The sequence below is a fragment of the Rehaibacterium terrae genome (genome assembly GCF_014202935.1).
Classification (GTDB): domain Bacteria; phylum Pseudomonadota; class Gammaproteobacteria; order Xanthomonadales; family Xanthomonadaceae; genus Rehaibacterium; species Rehaibacterium terrae.
In genome coordinates this window covers 167,625-185,071 of the sequence record NZ_JACHHX010000001.1, presented here as the reverse complement: position 1 = coordinate 185,071, position 17,447 = coordinate 167,625, and the positions used below count along the sequence as shown (strand labels likewise).

16 protein-coding genes and 1 tRNA gene are annotated in these 17,447 nt (G+C 70.1%); 3 read left to right on the top strand and 14 right to left on the bottom strand.

From position 1 onward, the window contains the following. The 11 genes from HNQ58_RS00770 to HNQ58_RS00720 all read right to left on the bottom strand — a co-directional run bounded on the left by HNQ58_RS00770 (position 1) and on the right by HNQ58_RS00720 (position 10,703). Entirely contained in the window at positions 1-903 is a 903-nt protein-coding gene (locus HNQ58_RS00770; protein ID WP_183946872.1) for a glycerophosphodiester phosphodiesterase family protein, read from the bottom strand. Next, entirely contained in the window at positions 900-2,474 is a 1,575-nt protein-coding gene (locus HNQ58_RS00765) for a calcineurin-like phosphoesterase C-terminal domain-containing protein (RefSeq protein WP_183946871.1), read from the bottom strand. The genes HNQ58_RS00770 and HNQ58_RS00765 overlap by 4 nt, the downstream gene beginning before the upstream one ends. A gap of 108 nt (positions 2,475-2,582) precedes the next feature. Then, positions 2,583-3,188: a bifunctional phosphoribosyl-AMP cyclohydrolase/phosphoribosyl-ATP diphosphatase HisIE gene (hisIE, locus tag HNQ58_RS00760; RefSeq protein ID WP_183946870.1), complete on the bottom strand. Its 606-nt coding sequence runs from the start codon at positions 3,186-3,188 to the stop codon at positions 2,583-2,585. Next, positions 3,178-3,954: an imidazole glycerol phosphate synthase subunit HisF gene (gene hisF / locus HNQ58_RS00755; protein WP_183946869.1), complete on the bottom strand. Its 777-nt coding sequence runs from the start codon at positions 3,952-3,954 to the stop codon at positions 3,178-3,180. Before hisF ends, hisIE begins: the two co-directional genes overlap by 11 nt. A 154-nt stretch (positions 3,955-4,108) precedes the next feature. Continuing rightward, entirely contained in the window at positions 4,109-4,861 is a 753-nt protein-coding gene (locus HNQ58_RS00750; RefSeq protein ID WP_183946868.1) for a 1-(5-phosphoribosyl)-5-[(5-phosphoribosylamino)methylideneamino]imidazole-4-carboxamide isomerase, read from the bottom strand. Continuing rightward, positions 4,858-5,457: an imidazole glycerol phosphate synthase subunit HisH gene (gene hisH, locus HNQ58_RS00745; protein WP_183946867.1), complete on the bottom strand. Its 600-nt coding sequence runs from the start codon at positions 5,455-5,457 to the stop codon at positions 4,858-4,860. The genes HNQ58_RS00750 and hisH overlap by 4 nt, the downstream gene beginning before the upstream one ends. A 526-nt stretch (positions 5,458-5,983) precedes the next feature. After that, the gene (gene hisB, locus HNQ58_RS00740; RefSeq protein WP_183946866.1) at positions 5,984-7,045 is read right to left on the bottom strand and encodes a bifunctional histidinol-phosphatase/imidazoleglycerol-phosphate dehydratase HisB; all 1,062 of its coding nucleotides are present in this window, start codon (positions 7,043-7,045) and stop codon (positions 5,984-5,986) included. Then, entirely contained in the window at positions 7,042-8,124 is a 1,083-nt protein-coding gene (gene hisC, locus HNQ58_RS00735; protein ID WP_183946865.1) for a histidinol-phosphate transaminase, read from the bottom strand. The genes hisB and hisC overlap by 4 nt, the downstream gene beginning before the upstream one ends. Beyond that, a complete protein-coding gene (gene hisD, locus HNQ58_RS00730; RefSeq protein ID WP_246416788.1) occupies positions 8,121-9,428 on the bottom strand; it encodes a histidinol dehydrogenase in 1,308 nt (435 codons plus the stop codon). Before hisD ends, hisC begins: the two co-directional genes overlap by 4 nt. Positions 9,429-9,445: 17 nt before the next feature. Further along, positions 9,446-10,345 (bottom strand): ATP phosphoribosyltransferase, encoded by a 900-nt coding sequence (gene hisG / locus HNQ58_RS00725; protein WP_183946864.1) that lies wholly within the window; start codon positions 10,343-10,345, stop codon positions 9,446-9,448. Positions 10,346-10,373: 28 nt separating this feature from the next. After that, complete coding sequence (locus HNQ58_RS00720; protein WP_183946863.1) at positions 10,374-10,703, bottom strand: YerC/YecD family TrpR-related protein; 330 nt, start codon at positions 10,701-10,703, stop codon at positions 10,374-10,376. A gap of 117 nt (positions 10,704-10,820) precedes the next feature. Between HNQ58_RS00720 and HNQ58_RS00715 the strand changes: the two genes are divergently transcribed. Beyond that, a complete protein-coding gene (locus tag HNQ58_RS00715; protein ID WP_183946862.1) occupies positions 10,821-12,650 on the top strand; it encodes a sensor domain-containing diguanylate cyclase in 1,830 nt (609 codons plus the stop codon). 3 nt (positions 12,651-12,653) lie between these two features. Here the strand turns inward: HNQ58_RS00715 and HNQ58_RS00710 are convergent, their stop codons facing one another. Together HNQ58_RS00710 and hisS are read right to left on the bottom strand one after the other, a co-directional pair. Continuing rightward, positions 12,654-14,555 carry an HAL/PAL/TAL family ammonia-lyase gene (locus HNQ58_RS00710; RefSeq protein ID WP_183946861.1) on the bottom strand — a complete coding sequence of 634 codons (1,902 nt, stop codon included), beginning with the start codon at positions 14,553-14,555 and terminating at the stop codon, positions 12,654-12,656. 2 nt (positions 14,556-14,557) lie between these two features. Further along, complete coding sequence (gene hisS, locus HNQ58_RS00705; RefSeq protein WP_183946860.1) at positions 14,558-15,937, bottom strand: histidine--tRNA ligase; 1,380 nt, start codon at positions 15,935-15,937, stop codon at positions 14,558-14,560. A gap of 121 nt (positions 15,938-16,058) precedes the next feature. Here hisS and HNQ58_RS00700 point away from each other — a divergent pair. Next, positions 16,059-16,135 (top strand) — tRNA-Pro (locus HNQ58_RS00700). Positions 16,136-16,207: 72 nt separating this feature from the next. Here the strand turns inward: HNQ58_RS00700 and HNQ58_RS00695 are convergent. After that, on the bottom strand, positions 16,208-16,720 hold the full coding sequence (locus HNQ58_RS00695; protein WP_183946859.1) for an alpha/beta fold hydrolase: 513 nt from the start codon (positions 16,718-16,720) through the stop codon (positions 16,208-16,210). Between the two features lie 92 nt (positions 16,721-16,812). On the opposite strand from HNQ58_RS00695, the gene HNQ58_RS00690 reads away from it, so the two are divergent. After that, positions 16,813-17,391 carry an N-acetylmuramoyl-L-alanine amidase gene (locus tag HNQ58_RS00690; RefSeq protein WP_183946979.1) on the top strand — a complete coding sequence of 193 codons (579 nt, stop codon included), beginning with the start codon at positions 16,813-16,815 and terminating at the stop codon, positions 17,389-17,391. Positions 17,392-17,447 lie beyond the last annotated feature (56 nt).

Genomic DNA, 17,447 nt, shown 5'->3' with positions numbered 1-17,447 from the left:
TTACGCGCCCCGGCCGGCGCGTTCGGCGCAGCGCGCCCGGACCGCCAGCGCGGTCGCCGGGAAGTCGCAGAACAGGCCATCCACCCCGCGCGTCATTGCGGCGCACAGTTCATCCTCGATATCCGCGCAACCTTCGCCCACCGCATCGTCGCGAAAGGTCCAGGCATCCACACGCAGGCCGGCGGCGTGCGCGGTCGCCACCAGCTCCGAGTCGCGGCCCGCGCTGTCGGTCAGCGCCCGCTTGTCGGGCGCGATGCCGGCCAGCCAGTCGCGATGTGTGGAGATCGCGCCGCGCCAGTCGGCATCGGCTTCCAGCAGCAGCACACAGGGCAACCCGGTCGCCTCATGCACGCGGCGCAGCGCCTCGACATCGAAACACTGCACACGCAATGCCACGCCGGGCGGCCGCACGCGCATGGCGTCGAGGAAGGGCGGCACCGGATCGTGACCCTGCGCCGCCAGTTCAGCGGGGTGCTTGAGTTCCGGATACAGCGTCACCGCCCTGCCGCGGGCCGCGGCCGCCTGCGACGCCCAGCGCAGCAGATCGGCGAAACGCACCAGCGGATGCCGCCCGTCATGCGCCCGGCTGCGGCCGGGGAAGGGTTGTACCGCGCGCAACGTGTCCAGCTCGGCAGCATCGAAGTCGATGCTGTACCAATCGTCATCGCGGCGGCGGGCGGCGAATTCCGGCCGCCGGGAGATGTCCGTGCTGCGGCCGAGCGACTGCTCGTGGCGGGCGAACAGCACGCCATCGCGGCTGGGCACCAGGTCCGGCTCGATCACGTCGGCGCCCTGCGCCAAGGCCAGGGCATAGGCAGCCAGCGTGTGCTCGGGCCGCTCGCCGCTGGCACCGCGGTGGGCGATCACCTCGGGCGCGGCGCCAGTGAGGGTGCGCCAGTTCACGGCTCGGCCTCGACCAGCCGGTAGACGGTTTCGGCACGCAGCTCGCCACGCCAGCGATCGAAGGCGCGGACCTGGATGCGGTGCTCGCCGGCCGGCAGATCGGTGGGCAGCGCCAGCCGCCACAGGTGGGTGGAGACCTCCGCCTCCGGCACGCGGTCGTAGCCGCGCAGCGCCTCGGCGGCATCGTCGGCCAGGTTTTCGGCGAGAATGCGCGGATCGGCGCGCTCGACCCGCTGCATCGGCCGCCACTCGCCGTCGCCGATGCGCACCTCGACGCGGTCGCCGTCGCTGCCCATGAACACATTGGCCCAGACATGCACGCCCGGCCAGGCGCCGCGCCGCAGCACCTTCGGCGCGTGCAGGGCGATGGTGTAGTCCTCCGGGGCACGGGCCACGAACCAGCGCAGCGCGTACTCGCCGCCGGCACGCACGCTCAGCCGCGCGTAGCCGTTGGGCGTGCCGTCGGCCATCATCGCGGCAGGAATGCCCTCGGCATCCTTCACCCCTCCCCAGAAGCCGCCGCAGGCGGCGCCGACGTTGTACTCGTGCAACGGCGTCGCTCCATGCCAGCCGTCGGCCGGGCCGTGGAAGTGATGGCGCTGCTTGTGACTGTGCGCGCTGAGCAGCAGCACGTGCGGAAAGTCGCGCAGCAGCGCGAACAGCCGCTCGCGATCGGCGCGGCGGAACGTCTCGCGCGCCGGATCCGGGTCGAAGAACGGGATGTGCGCGGCCACCACCAGCAGCCGGTCTTTCGGCAGCGTCGGCAGGTAGCTCTCGAGGAAGACGAACTGGTCCTCGCGCAGCCCGCCGATGTACGCCGGCCGTTGACCGGGCCGGTAGACCACGTTGTCGAGCACGATGAAGCTGGCCCGCGCCTCCTCCCAGGCGAAGCTGTCCGGGCCGAAGTGGCTGCGGAAGGTGAGCAGCGAGTCCTCGTCACGGCCGGCGTCGAAGTCGATGTCGTGGTTGCCCGCCGCGTGCAGCCAGGGGATCCCGAGGCGCGCGGTGACCGCGTTCATCGCCGGGTACAGCGACAGGTCGTCGTCGACCACGTCGCCCAGGGTCAGCCCGAGCCGGGCGCGCGGGTCATGTTGCAGCGGCGCGACGATGTCGTGGGCGTAGTACCCGACCTCGGTCAGCGACTTCGGCTGCGGGTCGCCGAACACCAGCACCTCCAGCGTGCCGTCGTCCGCCGTCTCCGGCCGCAATGCAAAGTCGGCGCGGTTCGCCGTCTCGGCGGCGATGCCGCCGTAACGCAGCGGCGGCAAGCCGTCCGGGAAGTGGTGCCGCCAGAACGCCGGCAATCCGTCGTCACCGGTCGGAAAGGCGTACTGCGCGGGCTTGATCACGAACAGCGTGACGCCGGCACGCAGCGGCAGGCGGTAGTTACCGTCGGCATCGGTGACCGCGATCTCGCGGCCGTTGGACAGCTTGACCCCGGCCACGCCCGGTTCATCAGCGTCGCGCTGGCCGTTGCCGTTGCGATCCAGCCATACCACACCGCGCGCTTCCTCGGCACGGGCGCCGGCCAGACACAGTACGAGCAACAGGAACAGGGAAATCCGGCCCATCGGCGCGCTCCGGGAAATGTCCGGATTATCCGCTCGCCGGACCGGCACCGGAAGCGCGCCGCCGCAAACGCGGCATCGCCGCGATCGAGGGCGCGTGCAGGCGCGTCTTCAGCCGCGATGACGCGCTTGCAGCACCGCGATCGCGTCGGCCAGCGACAGCCCGCGCGCGCGCAGCAACACCAGCAGGTGGAACAGCAGGTCGGCCGCCTCGCCCAGCAGCGCATCATCCTCCTGCGCCACCGCGGCGAGCGCGGTTTCGACGCCTTCCTCGCCAACCTTCTGCGCGATCCGCCGCGGCCCGGCGTCGAGCAGCCGCGTGGTGTAGCTGCCCGCGGGCCGCTCGCGAACGCGAGTGGCGATCAGCGCATCGAGCTGGCCGAGGAAATCGCCTGGCGCGGTGGGAAAGCAGCTCGGGCGCTTGAGATGGCAGGTCGGGCCGTGCGGGATCGCCTGCACCAGCAGCGTGTCGGCGTCGCAGTCGGCCTCGACGGAGACCAGTTCCAGCACGTCGCCGGAGGTCTCGCCCTTCGTCCACAGCCGCTGCCGGCTGCGGCTGAAGAAGGTGACGCGCCCGTCCCTCAAGGTCGCCGCGAGCGCTTCGCGGCTCATCCAGCCGAGCATCAGCACGCGGCGGCTGAGGGCATCCTGCACGATGGCCGGCAGCAGGCCGCCCTGCTTGTCCCAGTCCAGACGATCGGTGTCCTCAGGCCGCATCGCGCACCTCGATGGCTGCGGCGCGCAGGCGCGCCTTGAGTTCGGGAATGCGGATCTCGCCGCCATGGAACACGCTGGCCGCCAGCGCACCATCGACATCGGCCTCGCGGAACACCGCGATGAAATGCTCGACCGCACCGGCGCCGCCGGAAGCGATCAGCGGCACCCGGCAACGCGTGCGCACGGCGCGCAGCTGCTCGATGTCGTAGCCGCCGCGCACGCCGTCGGCGCCCATGCAGTTGAGCACGATCTCGCCGGCGCCCAGGCGTTGTGCCTCCTGCACCCAGTCGAGCGTGCGCCGGGCCAGCGCGCGGGTCTTGGCGGGGTCGCCGGTGTACTGGCGCACACGCCACTCGCCGTCGGCATCGCGCAGCGAGTCGATGCCGACCACCACGCACTGCACGCCGAATTCGCTGGCCAGCTCGGCGATCAGTTCGGGGCGCTCCAGCGCCGGCGAGTTCACCGATACCTTGTCGGCGCCGGCGTTGAGCACATCGCGGGCATCGGCCACCGAGCGGATGCCGCCGGCGACGCAGAAGGGAATGTCGATGATCCGCGCCACCCGTTCGACCCAGGCGCGATCGACACTGCGGCCCTGCGGGCTGGCGGTGATGTCGTAGAACACCAGCTCGTCGGCGCCCTGGTCGCGGTACCGCAGGGCCAGGTCCTCGATCGCGCCCATCGTCACGTGATCGCGGAAGCGCACGCCCTTGACGACGAGGCCGTCGCGAACGTCGAGGCAGGGAATGATGCGGCGGGTCAGCATGGAAAGCGCCGGAGATCGGTGATCGGCCGCGCGCTGCGCGCGCTCGATCGGAAACCGGAAGCGCATCCGGCGTGGCCGTGCCTGCGACACCGGAGGACCGATGACCTCCCGCGGCTGTTCCGATTTCCCATTTCCCGTTTCCCAGTTCCGTGCATCAACATACCGCCGCCTCACGCAGTGCGTCCGTGAGATCGAAGCGTCCGTCCAGCAAGGCCTTGCCCAGCACCGCGCCGGCGCAACCGCACGCTTGCACGGCACGCAGATCGGCGAGGTCGCGCACGCCGCCGGAGGCCTGCACGGCCAACGTCGGCGCCAGTGCGCGCAGATGCGCGTACAACGCCAGGTTCGGGCCGGCCAGCATGCCGTCGCGCGCAATGTCGGTGCACAACAGGTGCTTGAGGCCGATGCCGGCATAGGCGGCAGCGAGCGTGTCGAGCGTGCGGCCGCCCGCCTCGCTCTGCGTCCAGCCATGGACCGGAAGCTGCCAGCGGCCGCTGGCGTCGCGCCGGGTGTCGAGCGCGACGGTGATTCGCCCGGCGCCGTAGCGGGCAATCCAGCCGGCCACCTGCTCCGGCTCCTGCACCGCCAGCGAGCCGACCACGACGCGGTCGGCGCCGGCCTCGATCAGCCGCAGCAGGTCGGTTTCCCGGCGCACGCCGCCGCCGGTCTGCACCGCCAGGCCGGTCTCGGCCTTGATCGTCCGCAACAGCGGGATGAGCGTGTAGCCTCCGGCGCGGGCGGCGTCCAGGTCGACCAGGTGCATCCAGCGCGCGCCGGCCTCGGCATAGTGCATGGCCTGGGCCAGCGGGTCGGTGTCGTAGCGGGTTTCCTGCGCATAGTCGCCCTGCCGCAGGCGCACCACGCGGCCGGCACGGATGTCGAGCGCGGGATACAGGTCCCAGCTCATGCCACACCTGCGCGAAGGAAGTTGTCGAGGATGCGTGCGCCGACCGCGGCCGAGCGCTCCGGGTGGAACTGCGCACCGGCCACGCGGCCACGCTGCACCACCGCCGCGAAGCGCATGCCGTGGGTACAGGCGGCGACGCAGTCTCCGCCAACCGGCGCTGCGTAGCTGTGCACGAAGTAGGCCTGCGCGCCCTCCGGCAAGCCATCGAGCAGGACCGAAGGACGGATCGGCTGCAAGCGGTTCCAGCCCATGTGCGGCACCCGAACCCCCTCGCTCTCGATCAGCTTCGTCACCCGGCCGGGCAGCAGGCCGAGACAGTCGACATCGCCCTCTTCCGAGGACTCGAACAGCAGCTGCATGCCCAGGCAGATGCCGAGCAGCGGCCGCTCCAGCGTGCGGATCGTCTCGATGAGTCCGGCCGCGCGCAGCTTCGCCATCGCCGGCGCGGCGGCGCCGACCCCGGGCAGGATCACCCGCTCGGCGGCACGGATCGTCTCTGTGTCGTCGGTGAACACGACGTCGGCACCGAGCCGCGCCAGCGCATGGCGCACCGAGCCGATGTTGGCCCCACCCGAGTCGATCAGCGCGACCTTCATGCCGCGCACTCCATCCACGACGACATCCCCCGTGTCGCCATCCCAGTGAAAGCCGGGATCCCGTTTCCGAGGCGCGAAAGAGCAACATGGATCCAGGCTTTCGCCAGGATGACGGTGGTCTGCGCTTTGTAGCGGGCAGGATGCCCGCTGCTTTTGAATGGGGCCCCTGAGTTGCGGCGGGCGCGCGGAGGAAAGGCCCAAAGGGTCGCCCGCAGGGATGCGGGCGACGTTTTCGTCGGTGCATGGATGCACCGTCGAAAACGCCCGGAGCGCGCACACGAACCCTCCGGACAGGATGTCCGGAGGGCGCAGCTCGAGGGGTGCCCTTTCTTTTGGTTACTTTTCTTTGGGCACGCAAAGAAAAGTAACTCGGCCGCCGGCAGGCGGACGAAACCCCGGCGCGCAGCGCCGGCCAGGTCGTGATGACCTGCAAGCGCAAGGCAACACCATCCCCACCCCAACCCTCCCCTTGAAGGGGAGGGAGCATAGAGCAGCCTCTGCGACGTGCGTGGTAACACGGCGACCTTCACAGCGCCCCCTTCGTACTCGGCAACTCGGCCCCTTCCTTCCGAACCGCCTGCCGCAACGCCCGCGCCACCGCCTTGAAACAGGCCTCGATCATGTGATGCGTGTTCTCGCCGCGCACACTCAGATGCAGATTGAGCCCCGCCGCCTCGCACAGCGAGCGGAAGAAGTGCGGCACCAGCTCGGTCGGAAGTTCGCCGACACGCTCGCGCGGGAAGGCGCCCTCGAACACGAAATACGACCGGCCGGAAAAGTCCAGCGCCGCCGTCGCCAGCGCCTCGTCCATCGGCAGGGTGAAGCCGTAGCGGGCGATGCCACGCTTGTCGCCCAGCGCTTGGCGCAGCGCCTGGCCGAGTGCCAGTGCCGTGTCCTCGACGGTGTGGTGCTCGTCGATGTGCAGGTCGCCGGCGCAGCTCACCGCCAGTGCGAAGCCACCGTGCTTGCCGAGCTGCTCCAGCATGTGGTCGAAAAAGCCCAGGCCGGTGGCAGCGACCGGCTCGGCGGTGCGGTCGAGATCGACACGCACCCGGATCTTCGTCTCCCGCGTCGTCCGCTCGACCTCGGCCCGGCGCGGCGAGGCCAGGATGCGCCGGACGATGCCGTCCCAGTCGTCGTGGCCCGGGCCGATACGGAAGCCGCGCGCGCCGAGATTGTCGGCGAAACGCAGATCCGTCTCGCGGTCGCCGATCACCACGCTATGGGCGAGGTCGATGCTGCGGTCGCGCAGGTAGTGCAGGACCATGCCGACACCCGGCTTGCGGTTGGGCGAGTTTTCCTCCGGCAGGCTGGGATCGATCAGCACTTCGCGAAACACCACACCCTGGGACTCGAGCACCTGCATCATCAGCCGGTGCGGACCCTCGAAACTCTCCCTCGGAAAGCGCGGGCTGCCGAGACCGTCCTGATTGGACACCATCACCAGCTCGTAGCCTGCAGCCTGCAGGCGCAGCAGCGCGGGAATCGCGCCGGCAACGAAGCGCAGCTTCTCGTAGGCGTCGATCTGCTGGTCGGCCGGCTCTTCGATGATCGTGCCGTCGCGGTCGATGAAGGCGATGCGTCTCATGCCGGCGCCCTCCCCGCGCCGAGCGCGGCGAGCAGGGTGTCGTTGTCCTGCACCGTACCGATGCTGATGCGCAGGGCATCCCCGAGCCCCGGGTAGCCGCGCATGTCGCGCACCACCACGCCGGCGGCGAGCAGGCGCCGGAAGGCGAGCTCGGCCTCGACGAAGCGCACCAGCAGGAAATTGCCCTGCGAGGGATAGCAGCGGCGCACGCCGGGCAGCGCCGACAGGGCCGCGAACACCCGTTGCCGCTCGGCGATCACGCAGGCGATTCGTCGGCGCGTCTCGTCCAGTGTCGCCGGCTGCAGCGCGGCCAGCGCGGCGCGCACCGACGGGCTCGGCAATGGATACGGCGCGGCGACGTTGCGCAGCACCCGTATCAGCGCCGGGTCGGCCAGCAACGCGCCGATGCGGGCGCCGGCCAGGGCATGCGCCTTGGACAGCGTGCGCAGCACGGCCAGGTTCGGATGGCGCGGCAGCAGCGTGGCGGCGCTGGCCTGCGCGGCGAACTCGCCGTAGGCCTCGTCCACCACCACCACGGCCTGGTCGGCCAGCGCGACGGCGGCGCGCTCGATCGCTTCCCGCGGCACGACCTCGCCGGTCGGATTGTTCGGCGAGCACAGGAAGACGATCCGCGCGCCACCGTCGCGCGCCGATGCGATGACGGCGTCGATGTCCAGCGCCCAGCCGTCGGCGGTGTCGATCAGCGGCACCTCGATGCGCCGCGCATCCTGCAGGCGGGCGCAGACCGCGTACATGCCGAAGGTCGGCGGCGCGAGCACCACCGCATCCCGGCCGGCACGGCACAGCGCGCGCACCAGCAGGTCGATGGCCTCGTCGCTGCCGCGGCTGATCAGCACCCGCTCCTCGTCCACCGCGTACAGCGCGGCCAGCTCCGCGTGCAGCGCAGCCGGCTGTGGATCGGGATAGCGGTTGAGGCCGAGACCGCCGTCGGCCGGCGACGGCCACGGACTTTCGTTGGCATTCAACCAGACCGAGCCGGTCAGGCCGCTGCGGCGGGCCGAGGCATAGCCTGCGAACTGGCGCAGGTCCTCGCGTACCAGATCGAGCACATCACTCATGCCGCTCCTCCGATGCGCCCGATCCGCAAGGTCACTGCGCGCTCGTGTGCGGCCAGCGCCTCGGCGCGTGCCAGCGTCGCCGCGCAGGGACCGATGGCGCGCAGCCCCTCGGCACCTACCTCCTGCACGCTGATCGCGGTCTGGAAGCTGGCGACGCTGACGCCGCTGTATGCCCGCGCCGCGCCGCCGGTCGGCAGTACATGATTGGTGCCCGAGCAGTAGTCGCCCAGCGCTTCGGGCGCGTAATCGCCGAGAAAGACCGAGCCGGCCGCCTCGACCTGGTCCAACCAGTTGCGCGGCTCGCGCAGGGCAAGGATCAGGTGCTCGGGGGCATAGGCGTTGCTGAGCGCGAAAGCGTCCTCCAGCCGGGCCACCTTGACCAGCCGCGCATGCTCCAGTGCGCGTCGGGCGATGTCGGCGCGCGGCAGTGTGGAAAGCTGGCGCGGCAACGCGTCGAGCACAGCGGCCAGCAGCTGGTCGGAGTCGCTGACCAGGATCACCTGCGAATCGGGGCCGTGCTCGGCCTGCGAGAGCAGGTCGGCGGCGACGAAGTCGGGATCGGCGCCGGCATCGGCGATCACCAGCACCTCGGATGGTCCGGCCGGCATGTCGATGGCGGCACCGTCGGGGTCCTGGGCGACCAGTTGCTTGGCCGCGGTTACGTAAGCGTTGCCGGGGCCGAACAGCTTGTCGCACCTGGGTACGCTCTCGGTGCCGTAGGCCATCGCCGCGATCGCCTGTGCGCCGCCGAGCTTGAGCACGCGATCGACACCGCACAGCCGCGCCGCCACCAGCACCGCCGGATCGGCCCGACCGTCGGCACGCGGCGGCGTGCACAGCACCAGCTCGCGACAACCGGCCAGCTTGGCCGGCACAGCGAGCATCAACGCCGTCGAAGGCAGCGGCGCGCTGCCGGCCGGAACGTACAGACCGACCCGGGCGATCGGGCGGAGCAAGCGGCCGCAGCGCACGCCGGGCGCGGTCTCGATCTCGAACTCACGCGGCATGCCGGCGCGGTGCCAGGCCACGATGCGCTCGCGCGCTTCGCGCATCGCCCGCTTCAGGCCGTCGTCGACGGCGCGCTCGGCGGCGGCGAACTCGTCCTCACCGACCGCAAAGGCGCCCAATTCGACACCATCGAAGCGGCGGGTGAGCGCGCGCAGCGCGACATCGCCATCGGCACGCACCTGGGCGATGACGCGTTCGACGGCGGTGCGCACCTCGACGGCGACCGCAGCCGTGGGGCGGCGCAGCACGGCCGCGCGGCCGGTGGCATCGAGCGAATCCCAGTCGATCGGGTTCAGCGGGAGCATGGTCGTGTTCATGCCAGCATCTGCTCCACCGGCAGCACGAGCAGCCCGCGGGCGCCGGCGCGCTTCATGTCCTCCAGCCGCTGCCAGGTGATGGCCTGCCGGCAGACCGCCTGCAGCGCGACCTCGGAGGCGGCACCGTCGATCTGCATCACGGTCGGCGGCTCGGCGTCCGGCAGCAGCCGCATCAAGGCCGGCAGCGCCGTGCGCGGCGCCTGGAACATCACCAGCTTGCTGCCCTGCACGCGCAGCACGCCGTCGAGCCGGCGCAGCAGCAGCGCGGCGAGTTCGGCGCGCTCGTCGATGAAATCGACGGCAGGGCCTGCCAGCACCGCCTCGCTCTCGATGATCACCTCGACCTCTCGCAACTGGTTGGCGACCAGGGTGGCGCCGGTCGAAACCAGATCGCAGACCGCATCGGCCTGGCCGAGGCGCGGCGCGATCTCGACCGAGCCGGACAGCACCACCGGCTCGGCGTCGATGTCCCTGGCCCGCAGCCAGCGACCGAGCAGTTGCGGGTAGCTGGTGGCGATGCGCTTGCCGGCGAGCATGTCCGGACCACGCCAGTCCCAGTCCTGCGGCACCGCCAGCGACAACCGGCAGCGGCCGAAGCCGAGAGTGCGCAGCTCGCGGAAAGCATCGCCCTGGCCACGCGCCCGACGCTCCTCCGCCTGCTCGTCGAGCACGTTGCGGCCGACCACGCCGAGGTCGCACACACCCTCGGCGATCAGGCCGGGGATGTCGTCGTCACGCACCAGCAGCAGATCGATCGGCAGGGATTCGCCGTAGCAGAACAGGCGGTCGCGGCTCTCGCGGAAGCTCAGCCCGGCACGTGCGAGCAGGTCGCGCGCCGGGTCGGCGAGACGGCCGGATTTCTGGATGGCAATACGCAGACGGTCGCGCGACTTCATGTCGCCTCCGGAGGAAGTCAAGGAAAGTTCAGTGCGCCTCGGCGTCGCTGGGCGCATAGCCGAGCCGCTCGGCGGCCAGGCGATAGCCGCCGGCCCCCAGCTCGACGCAGCGGGCGACCCGGCCGATGGTGGTGACGCTCACCGCCGTGCGGTCATGGATCTCCCGGTAGGGCAAGCCTTGCAGCAGCAACGGCACCACCCGCCAACGATCGGCCATCGCCTGCAGCTCGGCCGGCGTGCACAGATCCTCGAGGAAGGCGCGCAGCTCGGCCGGCGTGCGCAGGCTGAGCAATGCCGCGATCAACGCATCGAAGGCGCCGTCGTCACTGATCTCGGGTGGAAGGGCTCGGCGTTTCATGTCGTGAATGCAATAATGCGTTAGTACGCTAACTCATTTCAACGACCTGCGCAAGCCGGCCCTTGGCCGCCGCCGACCAACGCGATAATGTGATGCCGGTCACAGGGGAGGGATCCCATGCCGTGGAGCCGGTCAGTGTTCTCCGCCGCGCTGGCACTGTTGCTGAGTGCCGTGCAGGCGTGGGCTGCGGCCCCGGCCGTGATCACGCCCGGCCAGCCGATGCTGGATCTGGCACCCCACCTGAGCTGGCACCACGAGCCCGAGGCCCATGCCGGCGCAGTGACCCTGTTCGCACGGGCCGCCGCCGGCGAGTTCCAGCCATTGCCGAACGGCCGCACCAATTTCGGCTTCCGTTCCGGCGCGTTCTGGTTCCACACCCGGATCGAGAACCGCGACCCCGGCGAAACACGCTGGCTGCTGGTCCAGCGCTACCCGCTGAGCGACCGCATCGAGATCTGGCTGCGTCGCGCCGACGGCACCATCGACTATCAGGCTTCGGGCGACCACCTGCCCTTCAGCCACCGCGCAATCAAGTACCGCCATCCCAACTTCTGGCTGGAGCTCGCGCCCGGCGAGCCAGTCGAGCTGCTGGTCCGGGTCGAGAGCCAGAGTTCGATGCAGGTCCCGCTGGCCCTGTACTCACCGGCCGCCTTCGCCGAACTGGCACGCGATGCCCAGTTCAGCATCGGCCTCTACTACGGAATCCTGCTGGCGCTGTTCTTCTACAACCTGATCCTGTGGGCGACACTGCGCGATCCGACCTACTTCTGGTACATGTTCCACATCACGGCCTTCGGCCTGGTGCTGTTCTGCCTCAATGGCCTGGCCTTCGAGTACCTGTGGCCGAATTCACCCTGGCTGCAGGACCGCTGCGTGCCGGTCTCGATCTGCATCGCCCAGATCGGGATGCAGCAGTTCGCGCGCATCTTCCTTGAGCTCGACCAGCGCTGGCCGACCGGCAGCCGGATCGGCCTGGCGCTGATCGTCCTGTTCGCCGTGCTCGGGGTCGCTTCGCTGCTGCTGCCCTACCGCATCACCACGCCGATCGCCTCCGCAGCCGTGCTGCCGAGCGTGGCCTGGATCGTGATCGTGAGCATCGTCGCCCTGCGCCGCGGCTATGCGCCGGCCCGGCTGTTCCTGCTCGCCTGGGCGCTGTTCCTGATCGGTACGGCCACCTTCGCCCTGGTCGCCTTCGGCGTGCTGCCGAAGCTGTTCATCACCGAGTACGGTGTGCAGATCGGCTCGGCGCTGGAAATGATCCTGCTCAGCTTCGCCCTCGCCTACCGCTACGGTGCACTGCGCAACGAGAACGAGCGCATCGTGCGCGAAGCCAACGAGCAGCTCGAACGCAGCGTCGCCACGCGGACCGCCGAACTCAGCCAGGCCCTCGAGCAGCTGGCCGAAGCCAATGCGCGGCTGCGCGAACTGAACCGGCGCGACAACCTCACCGGGGTATTCAGCCGCCGTCACTTCAGGGAAACCCTGGAGCACCTGCTGGTCGACATGCACGAGACCGGCGCGTCGCTGGCCGTGCTGATGATCGACATCGACCACTTCAAGTCGATCAACGACGAGCTCGGCCACTTCACCGGCGATGCCTGCCTGCGCTGGATCGCCGGCCAACTGCAGGTCGCGCTCGGCAGTCAGCGCGGAGTGCTGGGACGCTTCGGTGGCGAGGAATTCATCGCCGCCCTGCCCGACACCAGCCTCGCCCAGGCCAGACGCATCGCCGAGCAGCTGCAGGAGGATATCGCCAGCACGCCGGTCCAGATCGGAGACGAAACGGTCCGGTTGACCATCAGCATCGGCCTGCACGTGATCCCGGCCGGCACCCGCACCGGCTCGGAGGAGGCGATCCGCCGTGCCGACGATGCGCTCTACCTGGCCAAACGTGACGGCCGCAACTGCGTGCGTGACAGCACCGCGTTGCCGGCCGCCACCGACTGAGGATCAGACCGCCGCGCGTGCGGCTGCCAGCAACCGGCCGGACTCGACCAGGGCCACGGCTGCCGCGACCTCGCCATCCATGGCACGGTCACGGCGCATGAACGGGATCGTCTCGCGCAACACCGCCAGTGCCGCAGCGACCGCTCGCCCGGGACCGAATTCGCCGCTGGCGGCCAGCTCGGCCCGCAAGCCCTCGACCTCGGCGAGAAACCCGGCATGGCCGTCCCTGTCCGGCAACGGTCCACCCTGCACCTTGACGGCCAGGGCGAGTGCATCGGCGCGCCGCGCCAGGTCGCGGGCGGCGTTGATCATGTCGCGCCGGAAGTCCAGCGCCTGCGCGGCGGTGTAGATCTCCAGCGCCAGCACGCGGCCGAGATCGCGGCACATGTCGAGCACATGGCGCGCCTCGTTGGCGCCCATCGACACGTGGTCCTCGGCATTGGCGCTGGTCGGCACCGAGTACACCGAAGCCGGATGCGCGCGCGTGGCCAGGTCGTTGACGATGGCCGCAGCCGTGTATTGCACGATCATGAAGCCCGATTCGGTGCCGTCCTCGTTGCCGATCAGGAACGCCGGCAGGCCGTCGTTGGTGGCCGGGTCGACCAGCTTGTTCAGGCGCCGCTCGGAGATCGCGGCCAGTACCGGGATCGCCGCCTTCACGTAGCTCATCGCCAGCGCCAGCGGCATGCCGTGGAAGTGGCCGGCGGAGATCACCTGCTCCTCGACATGGGTGGCGCCGACCGCATCCGGGAACACCAGCGGGTTGTCGGTGACGGCGTTGAGCTCGATGTCGATGACGCGCTTGGCCTGTTCGACCGCATCGCGTACTGCGCCGTGCACCTGCGGGATGCAGCGCAGCGAATAGCTGTCCTGCGGCTGGTGCTTCTTGCCGCCGCGGAACGGGCGGAAGCGCTGGTAGAACTTCTCGCGGCCGTGGCGCTGGCCGAACGGCACCCAGTCCCAGCCGATGTCGAAGCGCAGCGCCTGCGCTTCGGGCGTGTCCCAGCTCGTCGGCTGCCACGGGCGGAAGCGCGGCACCAGGTGGTAGGGAATGTCGACCAGGGTCGAGCCGGCCAGCAGGCGGCGCAGGTTGGCCGCGACCTGCACCTGGCCCGGATGCGGACGCAGTGCGTGGACCTTCTCGTCGAAGGCGGCGAGCCGGCCGGCGAAGGCGTCGAGGGTCATCGCCGCGGCCAGGTCGGCGGTATCGAGCAGCTCGTCGAGCTTCGCCAGCGCGAGCACGGCGCAGGCCAGCATCTGCGCCGTACCGTTGTTGAGCGCCAGGCCTTCCTTGTAGGACAGCCGCAGCGGCGCCAGACCGGCGCGCCTGAGTGCCTCGGCGCCCGGGATGCGCTCCCCGCCGTGGAAAGCCTCGCCACCGCCAAGCAGCACGATCGCCAGATGCGACAGCGGCGCCAGATCGCCGCTGGCGCCGACCGAGCCAAGCTGCGGCACCACCGGCACGATGCCGGCGTTGAGCATCGCCGTCATGGCTTCCAATGTCGCCACCCGGATGCCGGAATGACCGCGCATCAGCGTGTTGATGCGGATGACCAGCATCGCCCGCACCACCTCGGGCGGGAGCGGTTCACCGACACAGACCGCATGAGTGACGATCAGGTTGCGCTGCAGTTCCTCGTGCAGCGATTCGCCATCCGGATCCGTGACTGCGCCCGGCAGCTCGTCACGAAGCCGGTGCGCACCGAGCAGGCGGTCGGCATTGCTGCCGAAGCCGGTGCTGACGCCGTAGATCGGCTCCTCGCGGCGCACCTGCTCGGCGAGGAAATCGGCGGCATGGCGTACTTTCTCCAGCTGCGCCGCATCCAGCTCGACGCGCGCGCCGCCGGCCACGGCGACGACCTGCTCGCGGGTGAGGGAGTTTCCGTCGAGACGGATGGCCGACATGCTCACTCGCCCTCCATCGCGCGCAGTTGCTCCAGCTCCACGCGCAACACGCTGCCGAGCTCGGCGCGGGCAACCTCGAACTGCGCCTGCCGGCGCAGATCCTTGACGGTGACGGTGCCGCGCGCGGCCTCGTCCTCGCCCTGCAGCACCACGAAGCGGATGCCGGCGCGGTCGGCGTACTGGAACTGCTTGCCGAGCTTCTTCGGCTCCAGCTGCGCCTCGGTGTTGATGCCGGCGGCACGCAACTCGCGGGCGATGGCCAGCATCTCCGGCAGCCGCGCCTCGTCCATCAGCGCCACCATCGCCTGCACGGTGCTGTCGGCGGTGGCGACGATGCCGGCCTCGCGCAGCTGCCAGAACAGCCGCGTCAGGCCGATCGAGATGCCGACACCCGGCAGGTGCGATTTGGTGTAGTTGCCGGCCAGGTTCTCGTAGCGGCCGCCCGAGCAGATCGAGCCGATCTGCGGGTACTCGTCGAGCGTGGTCTCGTAGACGGTGCCGGTGTAATAGTCCAGGCCGCGGGCGATCGACAGGTTGATGGCGTAGTTCTTCTCCGGCACGCCCAGCGCCCGCACCAGCTGCAGCACCTCGCGCAGCTCGGCCACGCCGGCGTTGAAGGTCTCGCTGCCCTCGCCCAGCGCGGCGAGCTTGTCGAGTGCATCCTGGTGGCCGGCCGAGCGGATCTTGACGAAATCCAGGATCCGCTGCGCCGCCTCGTCGCTCAGCCCGAACCCGGGGCCGGTGAGCGTCTCGAACACCGCCTCCGGGCCGCGCTTGTCGAGCTTGTCCACCTCGCGCAACACCAGCATCTGGCGCTCGCCGTCGGCGATGCCCAGACCCTCGAAGAAGCCGCGCATCAGCTTGCGGTTGTTGAGCTGGATGGTGAACGGGCCGATGTCCAGCTCCGAGAACACCGCATGGATCACCGCCGGCATCTCGGCGTCGTAGCGGATCGACAGGCCGTCCTTTCCGATCACGTCGATGTCGCACTGGTAGAACTCGCGGAAGCGTCCGCGCTGGGCACGCTCGCCGCGGTACACGCGCTGCATCTGGTAGCGGCGGAACGGGAAAGCCAGCGCGTGCTCGTGCTCGGCGACGTAGCGCGCGAGCGGCACGGTCAGGTCGAAGCGCAGCGCCAGCTCGGGCAACCCCCCGGCCGGCTTCTCCAGCGCGCCGGTGGACTGCACGAAATAGACCTGGCGCTCGGTCTCGCCGCCGGTCTTGGTCAGCAGCACCTCGGACAGCTCCATCACCGGGGTCTCGATGGGCAGGAAACCGAAGCGCTCGTAGTTGCGGCGGATCGTGTCCAGCATCCGCTGGAAGGCGATCTGGTCACGGGGCAGCAGCTCCATGACACCGGGCATGGTGCGGGGCTTGATCAAGGCCGGACTCCGGGAGTTCGCGAAGGCCGCATTCTACAGGCGCGGCACGGACCGGATGCGGCGGGCGAACGCCGCTCTTGCCAGCCCCCGCAACCGCCCCTAAAATACGCGGCTCGAATGTCGGGGTGTAGCTCAGCCTGGTAGAGCGCTACGTTCGGGACGTAGAAGTCGCAGGTTCAAATCCTGTCTCCCCGACCAATATCTGCAAAAAAGCCGGCGCATGCGCCGGCTTTTTCTTTTCGGAGCCGCATGATCGGCCTGCCGCCCGCCTCACAGCCTCTGCAGGAAGCGCCCGAACTCCTCGGCGACGAAGTCCACATGATTCGCCAGCCGGTGCGAATCGTCGACCAGCACCAGCCGGTCGCGCCGCGCCCGCGCCCAGCGCACCACGTCCATCGCCGGAATCAGTTCGTCGTCCCAGCCGTGCACGATGGCGGTAGGCACCGCCGCGGCGTCGAAACGGCGACGGTAGCCCTCGATACCGATCGGCGGCGCCATCAGGAACAGTCCGGCCACCGGCATCTCGCGCGACAGCAGGCAGGAAATGAACGCGCCCATGCTCGACCCGGCCAGCACCAGCGGCCGCGGCGCGGCCTCGGCGTGTGCGCGCAGCAGCGCCAGACGGTCGTCGATGTCCTCGACCCGGCCGCGGGCGTCGATCGCGGTGTAGTCGGGGCGCTCGTGCGTCCAGCCCAGACCGTCGGCGACCGCGGCCAGCGCGGCGACCTTGGTCGCCTCCGGGCCGGAGTTCAGGCCGTGCGAGAGGATGACGTGTCCTTTCATGCCGCTTCGTCGCGTGCGGGTATCGCGCCGGGCGGAGTGACGCCGGACGCGCTGCGGTGGGCGGAAACCGCGCCGATGTTAGCATGCGGACCATGCTCCCCGACCTGCCGCCGCTGCCCGAGATCGACTACCGGCCGCTGCCCTACGAGGCGCGTCTGGGCACCCGCCCGCGCGAGGCGATCACGCGGGTCGTCATCCACTGCACCGAAACGCCCGACCTCGCCTCGGCGCGCCGCTTCGGCGAGAAGGTGCTGTACGACTCGGGCACCGGCAACAGCGGCCATTACTACATCGACCGCGACGGCCGCGTGCTGCTCTACGTGCGGCCCGAGCGCATCGCCCACCACGTCAGCGGTCACAACGCCGATTCGGTCGGCATCGAGCTGGTCAACCGCGGCCGTTACCCGCACTGGCTGGATTCGCGCCATCAGGCCATGACCGAGCCCTACCCCGAGGCTCAGATCCAGGCCCTGATCGCCCTGCTCCGCCATCTCCGGCACGAGCTGCCCAACCTGCGCCACATCGCCGGCCACGAGGACCTGGACACCCGCACCGTCCCTGCCAGCGACGACCCAAGCAAGACCGTCCCGCGCAAGCGCGACCCCGGCCCGCTGTTCCCGTGGGAGCGCGTGCTGCGCGAGACCGGGCTGGTGCGCATCGTCGCCGACTGACCTCCGCTGTTGCAGGCGCAACCGTTTTGTGGGAGCGGCCATCAGGCCCGTTCTGT